The following is an 18,127-nucleotide window of genomic DNA, read 5'->3' as shown; positions in this document are numbered from 1 at the left end:
GGTCGCCGCTGGCGCAGACAGCGTCGCGGTGGTGTCCGCGATCTGCCAGGCAGCTGATCCGCGAGCCGCAAGTCAACAATTAAAAGATTTATTATCATGATAGACACAAGAACGCATAAGGTTCCTACCGTGCTGAGTATTGCAGGATTTGACGGAAGTGGCGGAGCGGGCATTCAGGCGGACACAAAAACAATATCTGCCTTAGGCTGCTACGCGATGAATGTGCTCACTGCCCTTCCTATACAAAACACGCAAGGTGTGCGAAATATTTATGACATCCCGACAGATGCCGTTCGAGAGCAATTGGACGCTATATTCGATGATATTCCACCCGATGCCATTAAGATAGGTATGGTGCATAGCGTCGCTTTGGTACGTTGCATAAACGATTACCTAAAACACTATAAGGGCCCGGTTACTTTCGATCCGGTTATGGTATCAACCAGTGGACATCAATTGATTCAGGAAGATACGATACAGGCTTGTATCGAGGACCTCTTTCCAAAAGCGACGATTATTACGCCCAATTTAGATGAAGTTTCTGTGTTGGTTGGGCATACGGTACAAACTCTCGAAGCCATGCAGGAGGCTGGTACAACACTCATATCCATGGGCTGTAATGCCGTACTTGTAAAAGGAGGTCACTTAACAAGCGACACCCTTACTACATTTCTTGTGCAACAATCCGGTATGACGAAAAGTTATGAATCATCGCGTATAGAAACGCAAAACACACATGGATCTGGATGCACCCTTTCATCTGCAATAGCAAGTTTTATAGCGCAAGGCAAAACCCTAGAGGAAGCGGTATCAAATAGTTTAGACTATGTGCATCAAGCCATACAGAGCGGTCAAAAGCTTCGTATAGGTCATGGCAATGGACCCTTAAATCATTTTTTCAACCCCAAAACACTCATCAATTATGAAATGGACTGACAAAGCGTGGGAAAGCATACAGCCCCTACTCCATACTATTTTTCAAATGCCATTTATTCAGGAGCTGCAATCCGGCACTCTACCACTCGAAAAGTTCCAGTTTTATATGCAGCAAGATGCCAAATACTTAGAGCATTTCGGTCGCGTGCTGGCGGCTTTAGGCAGTAAATCGGAGGATAATAGACAAGCCTTGGATTTTTTTGAGTTTGGCAAGAATGCACTTGTAGTAGAGAAGGTCTTGCACGAAACATACTTTTCCCAATTTGGAATTGCCAGCGATCACCCTATTGAAATCGGCCCTGTATGTCATCACTACATACATTTCTTGAAAAGTGTAGCAGCGTTCGAACCTTTAGAGGTTGCTATGGCGGCAGTGTTGCCTTGTTTTTGGATTTACAAAGTAGTGGGCGATAAGATTTTTGAAAATCAATCAAATGCGCAAAACCCTTACGAAGCTTGGATCGCCACCTACAGCGGCACCGACTTTGCCGATGGGGTGACATTAGCCAAGTATTATGTAGACACGATGGCCGAACAAACTACAGAAGCAATGCAAACGCGGATGTTGGAGGCGTTTATCTCTGCGTCACGTCTTGAGTTTATGTTTTGGGATGCTGCCTATGCACAGAAGGTCTGGTAAGATCGGTTAAAAATGGACGCCATGTAACATGCTCTACTAAAAGCAAAAACCGTCGTAAGCAATACAAGGAAAGCTTACGACGGTTTTTACAGTAGTAACTGTATCTTTTAATTTAATATAACTATTTCTACACGTCTGTTCTTTTGACGCCCTTCTGGTGTTTTGTTATCAGAAACAGGTTTACTTTGCCCTAAGCCTTTCGTTGCTATCCGAGCCGCACCGATGCCTGCATCTTCCAAAAATTTCTTTACAGAGGCAGCGCGTTTATCAGACAACCATTTATTGTAATTTTCCTCGCCTGTTGAGTCCGTATGCCCATCTACTCTAATCTTTTTCGACGTATCGTTCTTCAACAGTTTAGCCACTTTGCTAAGCTCAACTTTCGCTTTATCCGTCAGATAGGAAGAATTTGTTGGGAACAATAGGTCGGACGATAATGTAAACTTTATACCCTCATCTGTGCGAGCGGCATTTTCAAATTCGCTCTTTACATTTTTCAAACCGTCATCTGTTCCATCCTTGCTAACTACAGCTCCGGGGTTAACCATAATAGCTTTTTGCTTACAAGCGCTTGCAGCAAGGGTTAATGTGAGTAGCACGGCAGCAGTACGTATATGTTTCATGAATTTTCCTTTAGTCTAGCGGTAAATATAATAAATTTGAGCCTTTCCGCTTAAACTTAATTCGTTTTTTGATTGCGCTCTCTTAATTTCGAAAGCACCAGCTTGATTTCCGGTATCTCCTTGTAGAGGTTCCAGATCAAACCCGAGCGTGCGTTTTCTATACAAACGGCCACCGCCGCTTGATTTGTCGCGAAATATTCCTCGGAAACATCGTTATCGCGAAGATCTAGCCATGCACGAAATCCATATTCGGTAAAAAAGTTCTCACTTTTATTCTCATAAAGTGCTAATATTGATTTCCGTCCTTCGTTTGGCAGTAAAAACATCGAGGCGGGCGCAATTGCCGGATTGATACGATAGCTCCCCACACTATCCGTCAATTGATAGAATCCCCAAATGTCTGAATCCGTCGATCCTACGCCTATCTCATTATCACGACGTTTACGAACTTTTATATAATTGCGTATCGCTTCTTCGTAATTGATTTCCGAATCAGCCAACAACTTCGGATCGATCGTAAAAAAGGGTTTATAAAATTCGAGTAGACTTCCTCTTGCACTGCCAAATAATAAGTGTTCACCATACAGCATCGTATCCTGGCGTATGGAAACGCGCTCGGCATTCTCATTCACCTCATTTCCTAGTGGATTGAAGGCTAGCCTGAACGTTTCACGTACCAAGGATAGCGTATCTTTTGCCAAACTATCCATTTTACTATAGGCCGATGCATACCGAAGATCAATATGCTTAATACCATTTTCGTAGGCCGATAAGGGAATAGGATGCGTGCGTGACGCCATAGCCAAAAGGTAGGCATTAATCGACTCGTTAACACCACCCAACGTAGCATATTGTTTTGCAGAATCTACGCCAGATACCCGTTCCAATAATACGTCCTCATAGCCACTCGCCAAAAGGCGATCCCATTGAACGCCATCATAAAGCTTTGAAATTTTATCTCGAAGGTTCGCCTCATTGTCGCGCTCATCATTAAAAAACTGCCGGGCGACCAGCAGGGATTCAATCAGTGATGAGGTAGCTAAGACGTCGTATGTCGGTTCGTTCTCTCTATAATCCGGCAAGCCCGTCCTCCCGTCAAAATACGTCGGGAAAATTCCGTATCGATTTTGTCCTTTTGCCAAAAAAGTTAATATGCGGTTGATCCGGCCTACAGCCACTTGCCTATTCAAGCGTTCACGCTGTACCCCAACGATCAAACTTAAGATGGCGTTACCACTTTCTTTTACGGACACTACTGCTCGATCTTTCATACCGAAAGGCAGATACATCCCACTATTGATATCGTAATTTTCCGTAAAATAATTAACATGTGCACCTTGCACAAGATCAAGCAGCTCATTTTCATTTAATCGCTTTGTCTTCACCTCCTTCACCGGCGAAAATGGCGACTCTACATAATTATAGTCTATCCAAGCAATCTTATAGTAATAGGTCTTGTTTAAGTCAGGTACATAATCCAAGCAGCTTTGCATAGAAGTGGGTCTGATGCCTACCGGGGTGAATGCTTTGCCATCTTCAGAGCGATAAATTTTGATATATCGGATAGATGGCGTCAACGGAAGTTGCCACTGTAAATGCACCTGCTTATCATACGCTATCGCTGAAGAAAGAATAGCTGGCGATGACAGCCTTACCTGCGAGACGTTTTTCGGCAGAAACTCCATCTGATCAATGAATATCTGATGTGTTTTCTCAGATGCATTGTTTTGTAGTAAACGAACTGCCGTAATAGGCTCCCGCATCATTAAGTTCTTGAATTTAGCTATCGGTATCTTGACTCTCGTCCATGTATTATAGGAAAAATCTTCCATATAGGGCATTAAGTCCAGATAGTCTGTTTCATTATGGCGCTGTTTAATCCCAATTTTAGGTAGGTCTCCCTTTTGCGTGTACTCCGTCTTCACGAATAGCTGAAACACCAAAAAATCAGACTGATTAACCTGATAGGTTAATTTTTGACGATTGTATTGCAGGTCGACCTTCCAATCGCCTGCCGGCGCAGATTTGTATTGTATTGAAAGGGCGTTGCCTGGCGTGAAAAACAAGGTGTCAGATACTAATAGATGTCCATTTAAGTTTTCGACCCAGGATTGTCCTTGGTATTCTACTTTGCTTTTCGCATAGACCCCTCTTACCAAGCTATTGTCGAAAACCACTTCGGGATAGGTGTCAGCATGCACCTGCGTTACTATGCTGAAAAAAGAAATTACGGACAGTATATATGAATAAAAACACTTCATAGCAATATTGATTTACGGCAAAAATAAGCAAATATTGAACCATTCGAACGAAAAGACAATATTGAACCTGAATGGTAAGAAAAATATTACGCACATTCCTAGAATGTTATAAGCGACGACTTCAAAAAACCGATAAATAATTTTTAGAATAAAGATTTCTCTCTATATTTGCATCATCGCAAGCGAAAGTAGCTCAGTTGGTAGAGCACAACCTTGCCAAGGTTGGGGTCGCGAGTTCGAATCTCGTCTTTCGCTCAGTTGCCTAGGTGGTGGAACTGGTAGACACGCAGGACTTAAAATCCTGTTCCTGTTAAAGGAGTGCGGGTTCGATTCCCGCCCTAGGTACGTCAAAAGAGCAGTCTCAAAAAGCTCAACAAGCAAAATCCCCGATACTGAGAAGTTTCGGGGATTTTCGTTTTTAGTGTGTTTATGAGCATGCTCTCACAAATACAAAGAAATCCTGCAGCAAAGCTATGACCTGTGGGAGGCCAAGCAAAAAATCGAAACGCTTAACGTGAATGTGATGCGTAAGCCAAACACGGAAACAATTGCTATCTTTTAACAGGAAAGCCAATACGGTAGTAACTACAATACCCCCTCCATGCCCATCTGCAATGCACACTCGGGGCTTTTCCTTCTGCAATTGATTCTAAAGAAGTCGTAAAAAAACAGTCTCGTGCAACCTGAGCCCTTTTAAACTGTCTGATACCGTCTTACAGACCTTTATATAATGTGAGGTACTTATCGATAGCCTCACGTTTTTCTGCTGTTAAGCGGAAATCCAAGTTTTCGGTAAGATACTTTTCGTAGTCAAAATTTGGATACACAGGGAGTCCGGCTATCACATCTTCGGGTCTAGAAACGCCATCAGCCAAAGCCTTGTTAAAAGCATCGGTAAATGTTTCTGGTAACTTCTTATTAGCCACCCATACAGCATAGGCAAATGGCAGCCCCGTCATCTTCTTCCAATAATGGCCTAAATCATAAGCATAGGGAACCGTATCCTTCTTGCCGAAGGTGCGGTCTCCGATCAACACGTAAGCATCAGCATCGCCCTCGGTGACAATACGCACGTCGCGATGCCAATAGTGTTTCAGCAGGATTTGTGCTAATCCATTCGACGTGCGCGATTGCACATCGAGGCGCAACGATTGAATGTCTGTTACGGGTTTTTCAGCAAATATAAAAACCGAGTCAACGGCACCATCACTACCGATACAGTAATCGCTTATAATATAGTACTCCGGCAATTTCGTAAGCGCAGCGATAGGAATAATCCCCATATCAACTTCATTGTCAATCACTTTCCGAGCACACTCGCTTGGATAATCTACCGATAAATCTATGTGCTGCATCAGATCCGAACGCCGGATGCCTTGCAAAAAGGGTAAGGTGTTCGTGTAGGAAACCGCGGAAACGGCTATTTTACTCATCTACAAATTCTCTAAATGTTTAACATTGTAGTGGTCAACGATCGTGAATCGTTCCCCGTCATATTCCAAAATGTAAAGCGCGGTGTTTGTATGTGGGAAATCATCCATCAGACATACATCGACATCCGTGAGGTGGCATAGCATAATGCGTAAGGCGCGCCCATGCATACAAACCAAAACTGTTTTTTCGTCTTCCCGCGTGAGCATATGCGCAATTGCTTCCTTCTGTCGTATCACTAAAGCGTTCGGCGACTCTCCCTCTTCAATACCGAGATCAAGCTCGCCGTTCCGCCATGAGGCAACCACTTTTTCAAAGCCCGACATAATGGTCTCGTCTTGCTCTTTGCCTTCGTAAATACCCCAAGAAATTTCGTCTAAACCAATGAGTTCTTCGGTAGGGATACCTTTCTCAATAAACTTTTGTACGGTTTGCCTCGTGCGCAACAGCGTTGATATATAGATTTTATCAAAAGCCACGTCACCGAAAGCGTGATAGAAAGCTTCCGCCTGTTTGAAGCCTGTTTCGTTCAAAGGTGAATTCACCCCCCGCCCTTGCACAATACCCCTTAAATTGAGGTCTGTTTGTCCGTGACGGATAAAATAAAAAGTTTTTTTCAATGTCTATATTGTTATTCCACTACGGGTAAAGAATAATAGTTTGCTTTGGCTGCTGTCTCAAAGACCACGTCTTTGTAATCAGTAACCACATTATAAAGCGTATCACGCTCTATAGGATGTCGGCCTACATTCTTGATCAGCTCCACAACCTGCTGCGTGCTCATTCCCGGATGTTGTTCCTCCGCGCCTGCCATCGAATAGATTTTCGTCGTATCATCCAGCGTTCCATCAATATCATCCACACCGAACGCTTGAGACAGCTGTGCAGTATCACGCGAAATCATTGCCCAATATGCCTTGATATGATCAAAATTATCCATGTATATACGTGCTATAGCATAGTTACGTAGATCTTCAATAACCGATACTTCGGGCACATCGGACATCTGGTGGCCTTGGTTACGAAACTTCAAGGGAATAAAAGTCTGGAAACCGCCTGTCTTGTCTTGTAACTGCCGTAATCGCTCCATATGGTCAACACGGTGCCAAAATTCTTCGATATGCCCATAAAGCATAGTCGCGTTAGTGCGCATGCCCAAGTTATGCGCCTGCTCATGGATATCAAGCCATTGTTCAGCCGTACATTTATCGCCTGCAATTTTTTCACGTACTTCCGGATGAAATATTTCCGCTCCACCACCCGGCATAGAATCCAGACCGCATTCTTTCAAATACTTTAGTCCTTCGTAATGCGAGAGCTTCGCCTTCTTGAAAATATAATAATATTCAACTGGTGTAAGTCCTTTTATATGAAGACCAGGGCGATGCGCCTTACAGCGTTTGAAGAACTCCGCATAAAAATCCAGATTTTGCTTAGGCACCACACCTCCGGTGATATGCACCTCGGTAACAGGCTCGGCGTCGTATTTACGGATAATATCCATCATCCCATCAACGTCCATCTCCCAGCCTTCATCGCGTTGCTTAATTAACCGCGAGTATGCGCAAAATTTACAGTCGTACACACAAACATTTGTGGGTTCGATGTGGAAGTTTCTATTGAAGTAGGTATAATCGCCATGCCTTTTCTCTCGGATATAATTCGCCAACACGCCAAGGTAGCCCAGCTCACCCTTCTCGTATAGTAAAACACCCTCGTCAACACTTATACGCTCACCCTCAGAAACTTTGATGGCTATGCTTTTTAAAGCAGCATCCAAGTTTTCATTTTGAATTAAAAAATCAAGTTTTTGCGTTGCATTCATTTCTACCTCCTAAGTAAGCAAATGTACCAATTAGCAAAGAAAAAAGCGACCTTCCAATCGCTTTTCTATGTTAATCAACAAATTGCTGCATATCTATTAATCGTTTATATAAACCGCGTTTATTTATCAATTCGAGATGATTCCCCTCTTCAACGACACGCCCTGCTTCGATCACGACAATCTTATCTGCATTCTGAATTGTACTCAACCGGTGTGCGATAACAACAGTTGTTCTATTTTCCATCAGCTTATACAACGAATCCTGAACGAGCTTCTCCGATTCCGTATCTAAGGCGGAAGTTGCTTCATCCAACAGCATAATTGGTGGGTTGCGGAGTACTGCGCGGGCAATACATATCCGCTGCCGTTGACCGCCGGATAGCTTCGCGCCGCGATCGCCGATATTGGTTTCGTAGCCTGCTTCCGTTTTCACAATAAATTCATGGGCGTTTGCAATCTTAGCGGCCTGCTCCACTTGTTCTATCGTCGCGTTTGTAGCACCAAATGCGATATTATTAAAAATGGTATCATTAAAAAGAATAGATTCCTGATTAACAGTACCTATCAAGCCACGAAGGGAATCTTGCTTTACATCACGTAAATCCACAGCATCCAATGTTATTTTTCCTCCTTTCACATCCATAAAGCGGGGAATCAAGTCTATCAAGGTAGATTTACCACCGCCAGAAGGGCCCACTAAAGCGACAGTTTTGCCTTTAGGAATCTCTAAATTGATCTGATTCAAAATCTGCTTATCCTCATAGGCGAAGTCCACGTCGTGAAATACAATAGATTGCTTAAATCCGTCGAGCGAGACCGCATCCGGCTTGTCTGTTACTACACTGCGCTCATCGATCAGATCCAACACGCGTTCGCCAGCAGCGATTCCATTGTGGATACTCGAAAAGGCGTCCGTCAATGCTTTTGCAGGGCGCATCACTTGCGAGAATATGGCGATGTAGGTAATAAATTCTGAGGCTTTCAGATCGCCTTCGCCATCCAATACCAAACCACCACCATACAACAAGATCACTGCAACCATCAACACACCGAGCAGCTCTGAAACGGGCGAACCCATTTGCTGACGGCGCACCATACGGCGCATAATTTTTGAATAATATTCACTTTCACCGTTAAAGCGATCCTTCACAAAAGAAACAGCATTAAAAGCTTTAATAATTTTTATGCCTGATAAGGCTTCATCCAAGTAAGAAATCATATTCGCATACGATTTCTGACCTTCTCGCGCCTGCTCACGGAGTTTCTTAACTATCCTTGAAATAAAAAAAGCCGAAACAGGAATAACGGCTAAGGAGAAAAGGGTAAGCTTTGCGGAAAGTGCAAAGAGAACAACAATATAAGCAATCAGCTGTAACGGCTCTTTAAACGCCACTTGCAAGGTCGATGTCACGGAAAACTGCACCACCTGTACATCCGAAGCTATTTTAGAGATGATGTCCCCTTTCCTACTGTTGGTAAAGTAGCCTAAATGCAGATCCATCACGTTATTAAATACCGATTTACGCAAATTCAGCAACGTATGAATACGTAGATTTTCCATGATCCGTTGCGAAAAATAGCGGAAAAGATTACTGATAAATACCGAGATGACGATCACGATACATACATATTTCAGTGCTTCAAAAGGACCGATATCATAGTACAATCTATCGGCATAGTACGTAAACCAACCACCAATATCATCGAAACCATCAGGTTTCTGTGCGAGTTCGGCCGGCGCTAGGTTTGCATCCCCTGTACCTTTAAAAAGAACCTGCAACAGAGGTGCCAATAGTGCTAAGTTAAGCGTACCGAATACGACGGTTACTATCGTACAAATAATGTATGGTATGGCGTATTTTTCAATAGGTTTCGCGAAGGATAACAGTCTAAAGTATGTCTTCATGTATCTTAATCAGGCTACAAAAGTAATAAAAAAGAACGAGGGCTAGCAAATCGGTCGTTTTAGCACATATATTGTTGCAGACAGGTGATAAATTAGCTTTCAATAATTGATTATTGCATTTATTCTTTAATTTAGGCGTTAAATTTCAAAATACTCAGCATGCATATTGAAGTTGCCGATAGGCTAAAACAGACACAAGAATATTACTTTTCGACGAAGCTGCGCGAGATTGATGCGATGAATAAGGCTGGTGCCGAGGTGATCAATTTGGGCATCGGAAGCCCAGATCTGCCCCCTCATCCCAGCGTCATCGAGGTTTTGCAAGAAGAAGCAAGCAAAGGGACAGTGCACGGATATCAAAACTACAAGGGTGCTCCGGCGCTGCGTGAGGCGATGGCTGACTGGTATGCTCGCTACTATAACGTAACGCTAGATCCGCAAACGGAAATCTTACCACTTATCGGATCGAAAGAAGGTATTGTCCACATCTGTATGACCTATTTGCAAGAGGGTGATCAAGTATTGATTCCGAATCCCGGTTATCCGGCATACAGCAGCGCGGTGAAAGTGGCGGGCGCTACACCACTATCTTACGAATTGAAAGCTGACAAAAAATGGCAACCGGATTTTGACGAACTTGAGAAGCTTGATCTGTCTGCGGTGAAGATGATGTGGGTTAATTATCCGCATATGCCGACGGGTGCCCTGGCGACTACCGCTCTTTTTGAGCAGCTCATTGCCTTTGCGAAGAAACATCAAATATTGATATGTCACGATAACCCGTATAGTTTTATCCTCAACGATCAGCCACAGAGCATACTGGCTGTCGCGGGCGCGAAAGATGTAGCCATAGAGCTTAATTCGCTAAGTAAATCTTCCAATATGGCGGGCTGGCGTATCGGGATGTTGGTGGGCGATAAAACCCGCATTAACGATATCCTACGGTTTAAAAGCAATATGGATTCGGGCATGTTTCTGCCGATGCAACTCGCCGCGTCGAAGGCGCTGCAGCTCGATCAAAGTTGGTATAGGGAGCTTAATGAAGTTTATGCGCGTCGGCGTGAAAAAGTGTATGCCATTATGGATCAATTGCAATGTGCATATGATAAAGCACAAGTTGGTCTTTTCGTATGGGCAAAAATACCGACGACCTATCAAGATGCATATGCACTAAGCGACGAGATACTTTATAACGCTAAGGTGTTTATTACACCTGGTGGGATTTTTGGTGATGCCGGCAATCAGTACATTCGAATCAGTTTGTGTGCAAAAGAAGAAGTGTTGGATAAGGCATTAGCACGGATAGTGAATGCACAGGAGCACTAAAGAAGCGACTGTTATTGATTAAGATCGCTTCGTCCTGCCTCCTCGCAATGACGAATGAGAAACGTTAATGGGAAGGTATAGGTGTGATGACGAGAGAATGATTGTTCGATGGGCGAAGATCGTTTGGAATAGACTGATAACACATATTTGACTGAACGATTTAGCGATATAGAGAAAGATCGCTTCGTCCTACGTCCTCGCGATGACGAGAAAAAAAGTGCTTGAGCTTGAAGGAAGGTATAGCCACAATGAACGAGAAAGTTACCTTTAAATCTTAATTTTTGAATTTTGACTTTTGACTTATCACTTTTGACTTATCACTTTTGAATTTTTGAATTTTGACTTATCACTTTTGACTTATCACTTCTGAATTTTTACTTTTTACTTTTTACTTTTTACTTTTTACTTTAAAAATGAACATAGCCATAGTAGGTATCGGTTTGATCGGAGGATCAATTGGCATCCGTTTAAAAGAAACAAACTTCTGTCAGCAGATTATTGGTGTGGAGAAGAACGAATCCAACCAGAAAAAAGCTTTACAGTTAGGTCTGGTAGATCGTATACTTCCTTTAGATGAGGCGTTAGCTACCTGCAAAATTATCGTACTTACCATTCCTGTTGATGCGATTTTAACGCTCTTACCAGCGTTATTGGATAAGGTAACCGATCAGGTAGTTATCGATATGGGATCAACAAAGACGAACATCCTGAATCTTATTGCCGACCATCCAAATCGTGGGCGCTATGTGGCGGCTCACCCTATGGCTGGAACCGAGTATTCCGGTCCAGAAGCAGCCATCCCAGATCTTTTTAAAGATAAAATGATGGTCTACGTAGAAGCTTTCAAGACAGATGAAGATGCTTTCGAGCTTGCCGATGCGCTGACCGATCAACTGGAGATGAAGACCTCCTTTATGAATGCAGATGAACACGACATGCACACGGCATATGTATCACATATCTCGCATCTTACCTCCTTCGCCCTTGCGCTGACCGTTTTGGAAAAAGAAAAATCGCAGGGCAGGATTTTTGAGTTAGCAGGTTCAGGTTTTCAATCAACCGTTCGTTTAGCCAAATCATCTCCCGAGATGTGGACGCCAATTTTCAAACAAAACCGCTCCAATGTATTGGAAGTTTTGGAAGAGCACATCAAGCAACTGCAAAACCTGTACAATAAACTCGATGGCGAGGACTACGAAGGCCTTCATAAGCTGATCAAGCGTTCCAACAAAATTAAACGTATCATTAAGTAACATGGAATTTAAAGCATTAGCAAACGCGGAGGTCGCTTTGGAGCCGCTGCAAACAAGCGACTTTGGACGTTTGTTCCAGGTGGCGTCGGATCCAGAAATATGGGCACAACACCCGGATTTTAACCGCTATCAGCTTGAAGGCTTTCGCATTTACTTCGAGAAGTTGATGAAAACAGATATGCCTTATTTGATTATAGATAACGCCAAACAGTCGGTAATTGGTGCTACTTCCTACTATCAATACGATGCCGCAGCAAATCGCATAGCCATTGGCTTCACCTTTTTAGCAAAGGCCTATTGGGGTGGTTTTACCAACCGAATGGTAAAATCCCTGATGCTTGATTACGCCTTCCAATATGTCGATACGGTCGTCTTTCACGTCCGTGAGCACAACTTCCGGTCGCAGGGAGCGCTAGAAAAAATTGGCGCGGTTAAGGTAAAAGAATACCCTGCTCCGGCTGACCTGACGACAACGCAGCTCGAGTATACGCTAACGAAAGATGCTTGGAACAGTAGACGGAGCTGAGCACAAGTTTTCCATAAAATAAGCGGCTGTAATTTGTAAAACATACAGTAATACCTTACATTTGTTATGTTATTAATAAACAATGACTCATTTGTTCACACATCACATCCATTTCCATCATCGCCAGATTGGCGATATGTAATGTTATGTGTTTCTACGTGAAGCAAAATACCCCGAGTTATACTTCTTTTATTAATAGACGTTTTACAACAAAAACCTTTATATTTTGAAAAACCTTAAGATAGCTATCCAGAAATCAGGTAGATTAAACGAGAAATCCGTACAGCTTTTAAAAAACTGTGGGCTTGATTTTGAAAATTATAAAAGCTCCCTTATCACCACCGTCAATAACTTCAATCTCGAAATTCTTTTTTTACGCGACGACGACATTCCGGGTTACGTAGCACAGGGTATTGCCGATCTAGGCATAGTAGGTGAAAATGTGATCGACGAGAGCCAAGCACAGGTGACCTACCTCCAGCGCCTCGGTTTCGGACGTTGTACCTTAAAAATAGCCATTCCCAAAGATTCCGACGTTCAAGATCTAGCCGACTTAAACGGCAAAGCCATAGCCACCTCCTACCCCGTTATTCTACAACAATTTCTTAATGAGTATAAGATTCAGGCTGATATACGGGAGATATCGGGTTCAGTGGAGATTGCTCCGGGACTAGGCCTGAGTGATGCTATATGCGATATTGTTTCCACCGGCGGAACATTAAAAAGCAATGGATTAAAACCTTTCGCCGATGTGCGAAGCTCTGAAGCGATCTTGATCGGACGAGAAGGATTATTAGAAAACCCTATCCTTTGCGAGTTGTTACAACGTGTACAATCCGTATTACGCGCCAAAGAGACGAAGTATGTTGTGCTAAACGTTGAGAAAATAAATTTGCCGCAGATTACAGAGTTGCTACACGGCGTAAAAAGCCCTACCGTTGTTCCGTTGGCAGAGGAAGGTTGGGTGGCTGTACATACCGTAATTACGGAAGATGACTTTTGGGATAAGATAAACACATTAAAAGCGGCAGGAGCACAAGGAATTGTCGTGATGCCGATTGAGAAAATCATTCTGTGATGCTAAAACAGTATACATTTAAGGAATTGTCCACTTCAGCGCTTACCGCCTTAGTTACGCGCAATGCGGATGACACGCATGCCATTCAAGATGTGGTGCAGCAAATTATTGCTGATGTACGCCAGGATGGTGATACTGCCCTACTAAGTTTTGCGTCTAAATTTGATAAGGTAGATCTGGAAAAACTTTATCTAGATAAAGCGGATATCGAAGAGCTGGCGATGACAATTACACGCGATCAACAGCGCGCACTGGAAATTGCTTTTCAGAATATTCACAAATTTCACAGCAGCCAAATGCGCCGCGAGCGCACTGTAGAAACTATGCCGGGTGTGAAATGCTGGCGTGAACCCCGGCCTATCGAACGGGTGGGGTTATATATTCCGGGCGGATCTGCGGTATTGCCAAGCACGTTGTTGATGTTGGGCGTTCCAGCCCGTATCTCTGGTTGCAAGGAAATTGTGGTATGTTCGCCACCGCAGCAGAGCGGTAAGATCAATGGCTTCGTTGCTTACTGTTTGCAATTGTTAAAGATTGATCGAATTTATTTGGCTGGCGGAGCGCAGGCCATTGCTGCCATGGCATTTGGCACCGATACCATTCCGAAAGTTGATAAGATATTTGGGCCTGGCAACCAGTTTGTCACGAAAGCTAAAAGTGTCGTGCAAAGCATGACCAATGTAAGCATTGATATGCCCGCAGGTCCTTCGGAGGTACTTGTCATAGCGGATGAGACAGCGAACCCAGCCTATGTCGCTGCAGATCTTTTAGCGCAAGCTGAACATGGCCCTGATAGCCAAGCGGTGCTTGTTTGCACATCAGATACTATCCTTGCAGCCGTTGACAGCAAATTGGAAGAGCAACTACAAATCCTCCCACGGGCAGAGATTGCGAAGATGGCTATTGCAAATTCCTACGCCGTGAAAGTGGATGACTTGCAAGAGGCTATGCAATTCTCCAACCAATATGCCCCAGAGCACTTGATTCTAGAAACAGACCAATGGGAAAGCTTAACACGCTACATTAGTAATGCAGGATCCGTATTTCTTGGACACCTTACACCGGAAAGTGCTGGCGATTATGCGTCGGGCACAAACCATACCCTGCCGACCTCCGGCTACGCACGTTCATACTCGGGTGTTTCGGTTGATTCTTTCGTTAAAAAAATCACGTTTCAGCATATCAACGCAGAAGGGTTGAATCACATTGGTTCCACAGTAGAGATATTGGCTGAACTGGAAGGTCTCCATGCACATAAAAACGCCGTCAGCGTTAGAAAATAACACAAAAAAAAGGGCTGCACATTATTGTAGCCCTTTAATTTTAATATATTTGCACCTTCATTTGCGAACTATAGAATCAACTTCAACGTTCTACCGCTGTTGGCAAATATTAAAACAAACGAATAGCTCATTATGGCAAACAGTAAAAAACATATTGTTGTTGTAGGTGGTGGATTTGCAGGGATAAATTTTATCAAATCTTTGGGAAACAACCTCAACTATAAAGTCACACTCGTAGACATCAACAATTACAATTTCTTCCCTCCGCTTATCTATCAAGTTGCTACGGCGTTTATTGATTCTTCCAATATCAGCTCTCCGTTCCGGAAGATGTTTAAAAGACATCGTAACTTTAATTTTCACTTAGGCCGTTTACTCAATATAGACAGCAGCAACAATACGGTGGAAACGGACACGGGACTGCTTCACTACGATTACCTTGTTTTAGCCATAGGTACCGAGACAAATTATTTCGGTATGGAAAGCGTTAAAGCAAATGCTTTTCCGATGAAAAATATCACCGACGCGTTAGCTATTCGTAACAAGATCTTGGTGAATTTAGAAGAGTATATTCAGCGCAAAGACGACCCAAATCGGGATGCTTACTTGAATCTAGTTATTGCAGGCGGTGGCCCATCAGGTGTTGAAATTGCGGGGATGATTGCGCAACTGAGCGAAAGAATTGTAAAAAAGGAATATCCAGAGCTTAATGGTTTAACGCCAAAGATCCACTTAGTGGATGCTGCACCGGTCTTATTAGGCCCAATGAGTAAAGTTGCACAACAGGAAGCCAAAAACGTATTGGAAAACCTGGGTGTTGAGATAACGTTAAACGTAGCTGTTAAAGATTACCAAAATGATCTCGTTGTATTAAGTGATGGAAAACAGATATTAACAAAAACGTTGATTTGGACTTCAGGTGTTATCGCTCGCGAACTACCGGGAATACCAGCTGAAAAATTTGGTCGCGGCCGCCGTGTATTGGTCGATCAATTTAATGCCGTACAGGGATACGATAACATCTTTGCTATCGGCGATATTTGCTTCCAAACCACAGATGAGAAATTTCCGAACGGACACCCCCAGTTGGCACAGGTTGCTATGCAACAGGGGACGCTTCTTTCCAAGAATATCATCGCCAAAGACGAAAACAGAACACGGAAGCCTTTCGCTTATTGGGACAAAGGTAGTATGGCCGTTATCGCACGTTATAAAGCGGTTGCCGATTTACCTAAATTTTCTTTCAAAGGTTGGTTTGCCTGGTTGACATGGCTACTGATACACCTTATTCCGATAGCAAGTTTCCGGAATAAATGGAGACTACTAGGAAACTGGATTTGGTCTTTCTATTCAGCAAACTCGGGCTTGCGTCTCATCATTCGAAGTGAACGGAAAAGAGATGCGAAAGAAGTGCGCACGAATATTGACGGCTAAACGCATAACGAAACATAAAGAAGGTCGGGCATTACCCGACCTTCTTTATGTTTCGTTATGATAGCTTGTGGACCTAGCATATATTACTTGCTTTTTCGACGCGCCATTTCGCAAATTACTTCTTCTTCTTTTTCGGTTTCTTGTCCATCTTTTTCATCACCCCTTCCACAATCTTTTTCACTCTAGACTTCAATCCCGCTTCATCCTTTTTAACCTTCGCTTTCTTGTCTTTTTTCGAATCCGTCGTTTTTGCTTTCGATTTTACCTTTTTAGTTTCGGCTTTTGCTTTTCCCTTTTTTGGAGTATCGTCTTTCTTCGCCTTTTTTCCAGCGACAGCAGTTCCTTCTTTCACCTTTTCTTTAAAATCTTCCTTGTAAGAAGCCTCTGTTTCTAGTTTCTTGGTTTCCTTGGTGGATACCGGAGCTGCCTTGGTTTCTTTTAGCGAGCTTGCGGTAGATTTCTTTGCTGATGAGGTAGGTTTAGCGCCTTCCTTTTTCGCCGATGCAATATCCGCTGGCGATGCTGTTTTGTCGCTAGCCACTGCAGCTTTAGATGTTGCATTTCCAGACCCTACTTTGTTATTGCTGGAATCAGCTTTTTGCGCACTTGTTGTTTTTGCAGCAGATGATGTTGTACCTGTTGCTTTCTTTTCTACTGGAGAACTGCTTTTCACGGCTGACGATGGCTTTGAGGCTGCACTGTTTCCACTTGCTTTTGCCGCTGTAGTAGGTTTTGCAGCAGTTGTTTTGTTTACTGTACTTTTTACAGCTGATGTACGTTTCGCTGCGGACGACTTTGTGGCAGTCTCCTTCGCTAGCGAATCGTTGCTGTTAGCGGCGGTCTGTTTAACGGTAGATTTGCTTGCGGGCTTCTTGGCGGCACTGTTGACCGCTCTAGATTTTGCTGGAGAAGCTTTTGTCGCTGCAGCAGGCTTGTCAGCCGCCGAAGCTGCTGCGCTAGTCTTAGGAGCTGTCTTTGTAGCCGCTTTTCCTTCTACTTTTTCAGCCGTGCTCGTGCTGGAAGCGGCAGGTTTAGTGGAAGCGGTCGTTCTCTTTGCTGCTGTTTTAGTAACCGAAGGTGTGGCTGGAGTCACTTCTTTTTCGGAAGCTTCTACGCTGTCCTCTTTTTTTGAAGGACCGGTTTCTGTGTTAGCATTATTTTCTGTAGCCATATCTGTGAAATTTTTTAATGAGTAACAGTAAATGAATTAGGTTTGTTTGCGTTAAACTTACATAAATTCTGCAAAAGAAACAACGTGATAAAGAAATACCTATCTGGTATGGACATGGTTTAGTGCAAAAGCGCTCGGTAGTTTTTTTGCTTTATAAATTTAAGGACGCTATTTATCAAAGATGACTTTGGAGATGAACTTCAATCGTCACAATTAGTCTTTATCGTTAGGGATAGGAATAGTTATTGCACGGCATAAGCAGTGAAAAACATCTTGCTATGGCGATATACGGATACTCTTTAGTCTATCGCTAGTCAATATGAGCTTGCTTGTTGCTAGCGTAATATGCTGCATAGCGCGGTATGTTATGTTAATACCTTGTTAATATTATTATTATATTTAGGACATATAACGGACCTATATTTAAAGCTTCA

At 43.2% G+C, this 18,127-nt stretch carries 15 protein-coding genes and 2 tRNA genes; 10 read left to right on the top strand and 7 right to left on the bottom strand.

What is annotated here, in order from left to right; translation table 11 throughout:
* Positions 1-96 precede the first annotated feature (96 nt).
* The gene (gene thiD, locus DI53_RS15140) at positions 97-936 is read left to right on the top strand and encodes a bifunctional hydroxymethylpyrimidine kinase/phosphomethylpyrimidine kinase (RefSeq protein WP_037501418.1); all 840 of its coding nucleotides are present in this window, start codon (positions 97-99) and stop codon (positions 934-936) included.
* Complete coding sequence (tenA, locus tag DI53_RS15135) at positions 923-1,576, top strand: thiaminase II (RefSeq protein WP_037501415.1); 654 nt, start codon at positions 923-925, stop codon at positions 1,574-1,576. Before thiD ends, tenA begins: the two co-directional genes overlap by 14 nt.
* A 107-nt stretch (positions 1,577-1,683) precedes the next feature.
* On the opposite strand, the gene DI53_RS15130 is transcribed toward tenA, so the two are convergent.
* The gene (locus DI53_RS15130) at positions 1,684-2,199 is read right to left on the bottom strand and encodes an OmpA family protein (protein WP_037501412.1); all 516 of its coding nucleotides are present in this window, start codon (positions 2,197-2,199) and stop codon (positions 1,684-1,686) included.
* 56 nt (positions 2,200-2,255) lie between these two features.
* Positions 2,256-4,460 (bottom strand): glucoamylase family protein, encoded by a 2,205-nt coding sequence (locus DI53_RS15125; protein WP_052072451.1) that lies wholly within the window; start codon positions 4,458-4,460, stop codon positions 2,256-2,258.
* Between the two features lie 182 nt (positions 4,461-4,642).
* On the opposite strand from DI53_RS15125, the gene DI53_RS15120 reads away from it, so the two are divergent.
* Positions 4,643-4,715 (top strand) — tRNA-Gly (locus DI53_RS15120).
* A 5-nt stretch (positions 4,716-4,720) separates the two neighbouring features.
* A tRNA-Leu gene (locus tag DI53_RS15115) sits at positions 4,721-4,805 on the top strand.
* Positions 4,806-5,173: 368 nt separating this feature from the next.
* Here DI53_RS15115 and DI53_RS15110 read toward each other — a convergent pair.
* The 4 genes from DI53_RS15110 to DI53_RS15095 all read right to left on the bottom strand — a co-directional run bounded on the left by DI53_RS15110 (position 5,174) and on the right by DI53_RS15095 (position 9,622).
* Positions 5,174-5,893: a menaquinone biosynthetic enzyme MqnA/MqnD family protein gene (locus DI53_RS15110; RefSeq protein ID WP_037501409.1), complete on the bottom strand. Its 720-nt coding sequence runs from the start codon at positions 5,891-5,893 to the stop codon at positions 5,174-5,176.
* Positions 5,894-6,511 carry a histidine phosphatase family protein gene (locus DI53_RS15105; RefSeq protein WP_037501405.1) on the bottom strand — a complete coding sequence of 206 codons (618 nt, stop codon included), beginning with the start codon at positions 6,509-6,511 and terminating at the stop codon, positions 5,894-5,896. It lies immediately after the preceding gene.
* 11 nt (positions 6,512-6,522) lie between these two features.
* Positions 6,523-7,716, bottom strand: a complete 1,194-nt coding sequence (locus tag DI53_RS15100; RefSeq protein ID WP_037501402.1) for a radical SAM protein — start codon at positions 7,714-7,716, stop codon at positions 6,523-6,525.
* A 70-nt stretch (positions 7,717-7,786) separates the two neighbouring features.
* Entirely contained in the window at positions 7,787-9,622 is a 1,836-nt protein-coding gene (locus tag DI53_RS15095; RefSeq protein ID WP_037501399.1) for an ABC transporter ATP-binding protein, read from the bottom strand.
* A 159-nt stretch (positions 9,623-9,781) separates the two neighbouring features.
* Between DI53_RS15095 and DI53_RS15090 the strand changes: the two genes are divergently transcribed.
* The 6 genes from DI53_RS15090 to DI53_RS15065 all read left to right on the top strand — a co-directional run bounded on the left by DI53_RS15090 (position 9,782) and on the right by DI53_RS15065 (position 16,522).
* A complete protein-coding gene (locus DI53_RS15090) occupies positions 9,782-10,948 on the top strand; it encodes a pyridoxal phosphate-dependent aminotransferase (protein WP_037501396.1) in 1,167 nt (388 codons plus the stop codon).
* A gap of 413 nt (positions 10,949-11,361) precedes the next feature.
* Positions 11,362-12,201, top strand: a complete 840-nt coding sequence (locus tag DI53_RS15085) for a prephenate dehydrogenase (RefSeq protein WP_037501392.1) — start codon at positions 11,362-11,364, stop codon at positions 12,199-12,201.
* 1 nt (position 12,202) lies between these two features.
* On the top strand, positions 12,203-12,727 hold the full coding sequence (locus DI53_RS15080) for a GNAT family N-acetyltransferase (RefSeq protein WP_037501389.1): 525 nt from the start codon (positions 12,203-12,205) through the stop codon (positions 12,725-12,727).
* A gap of 226 nt (positions 12,728-12,953) precedes the next feature.
* Positions 12,954-13,805 carry an ATP phosphoribosyltransferase gene (gene hisG, locus DI53_RS15075; RefSeq protein WP_037501386.1) on the top strand — a complete coding sequence of 284 codons (852 nt, stop codon included), beginning with the start codon at positions 12,954-12,956 and terminating at the stop codon, positions 13,803-13,805.
* On the top strand, positions 13,805-15,088 hold the full coding sequence (hisD, locus tag DI53_RS15070) for a histidinol dehydrogenase (protein WP_037501383.1): 1,284 nt from the start codon (positions 13,805-13,807) through the stop codon (positions 15,086-15,088). Before hisG ends, hisD begins: the two co-directional genes overlap by 1 nt.
* Positions 15,089-15,220: 132 nt before the next feature.
* Positions 15,221-16,522, top strand: a complete 1,302-nt coding sequence (locus tag DI53_RS15065; protein WP_037501381.1) for an NAD(P)/FAD-dependent oxidoreductase — start codon at positions 15,221-15,223, stop codon at positions 16,520-16,522.
* 115 nt (positions 16,523-16,637) lie between these two features.
* On the opposite strand, the gene DI53_RS15060 is transcribed toward DI53_RS15065, so the two are convergent.
* Positions 16,638-17,693 (bottom strand): hypothetical protein, encoded by a 1,056-nt coding sequence (locus DI53_RS15060; protein WP_037501378.1) that lies wholly within the window; start codon positions 17,691-17,693, stop codon positions 16,638-16,640.
* Positions 17,694-18,127 lie beyond the last annotated feature (434 nt).

Source organism: Sphingobacterium deserti, assembly GCF_000757725.1.
GTDB classification, from domain to species: Bacteria; Bacteroidota; Bacteroidia; order Sphingobacteriales; family Sphingobacteriaceae; genus Sphingobacterium; species Sphingobacterium deserti.
Note: the sequence above shows the minus strand (reverse complement) of the source record. Positions and strands in the feature narration are given on the sequence as shown.

What these genes read in the sequence shown, in the direction of transcription:
- DI53_RS15125 (WP_052072451.1), bottom strand. Translation starts at nt 4,460, where the DNA reads ATGAAGTGTTTTTATTCATATATACTGTCCGTAATTTCTTTTTTCAGC.
- DI53_RS15095 (WP_037501399.1), bottom strand. Translation starts at nt 9,622, where the DNA reads ATGAAGACATACTTTAGACTGTTATCCTTCGCGAAACCTATTGAAAAA.
- DI53_RS15085 (WP_037501392.1), top strand. Translation starts at nt 11,362, where the DNA reads ATGAACATAGCCATAGTAGGTATCGGTTTGATCGGAGGATCAATTGGC.
- thiD (WP_037501418.1), top strand. Translation starts at nt 97, where the DNA reads ATGATAGACACAAGAACGCATAAGGTTCCTACCGTGCTGAGTATTGCA.
- DI53_RS15100 (WP_037501402.1), bottom strand. Translation starts at nt 7,716, where the DNA reads ATGAATGCAACGCAAAAACTTGATTTTTTAATTCAAAATGAAAACTTG.
- DI53_RS15060 (WP_037501378.1), bottom strand. Translation starts at nt 17,693, where the DNA reads ATGGCTACAGAAAATAATGCTAACACAGAAACCGGTCCTTCAAAAAAA.
- DI53_RS15090 (WP_037501396.1), top strand. Translation starts at nt 9,782, where the DNA reads ATGCATATTGAAGTTGCCGATAGGCTAAAACAGACACAAGAATATTAC.
- DI53_RS15110 (WP_037501409.1), bottom strand. Translation starts at nt 5,893, where the DNA reads ATGAGTAAAATAGCCGTTTCCGCGGTTTCCTACACGAACACCTTACCC.
- DI53_RS15080 (WP_037501389.1), top strand. Translation starts at nt 12,203, where the DNA reads ATGGAATTTAAAGCATTAGCAAACGCGGAGGTCGCTTTGGAGCCGCTG.
- hisD (WP_037501383.1), top strand. Translation starts at nt 13,805, where the DNA reads ATGCTAAAACAGTATACATTTAAGGAATTGTCCACTTCAGCGCTTACC.
- DI53_RS15130 (WP_037501412.1), bottom strand. Translation starts at nt 2,199, where the DNA reads ATGAAACATATACGTACTGCTGCCGTGCTACTCACATTAACCCTTGCT.
- DI53_RS15065 (WP_037501381.1), top strand. Translation starts at nt 15,221, where the DNA reads ATGGCAAACAGTAAAAAACATATTGTTGTTGTAGGTGGTGGATTTGCA.
- tenA (WP_037501415.1), top strand. Translation starts at nt 923, where the DNA reads ATGAAATGGACTGACAAAGCGTGGGAAAGCATACAGCCCCTACTCCAT.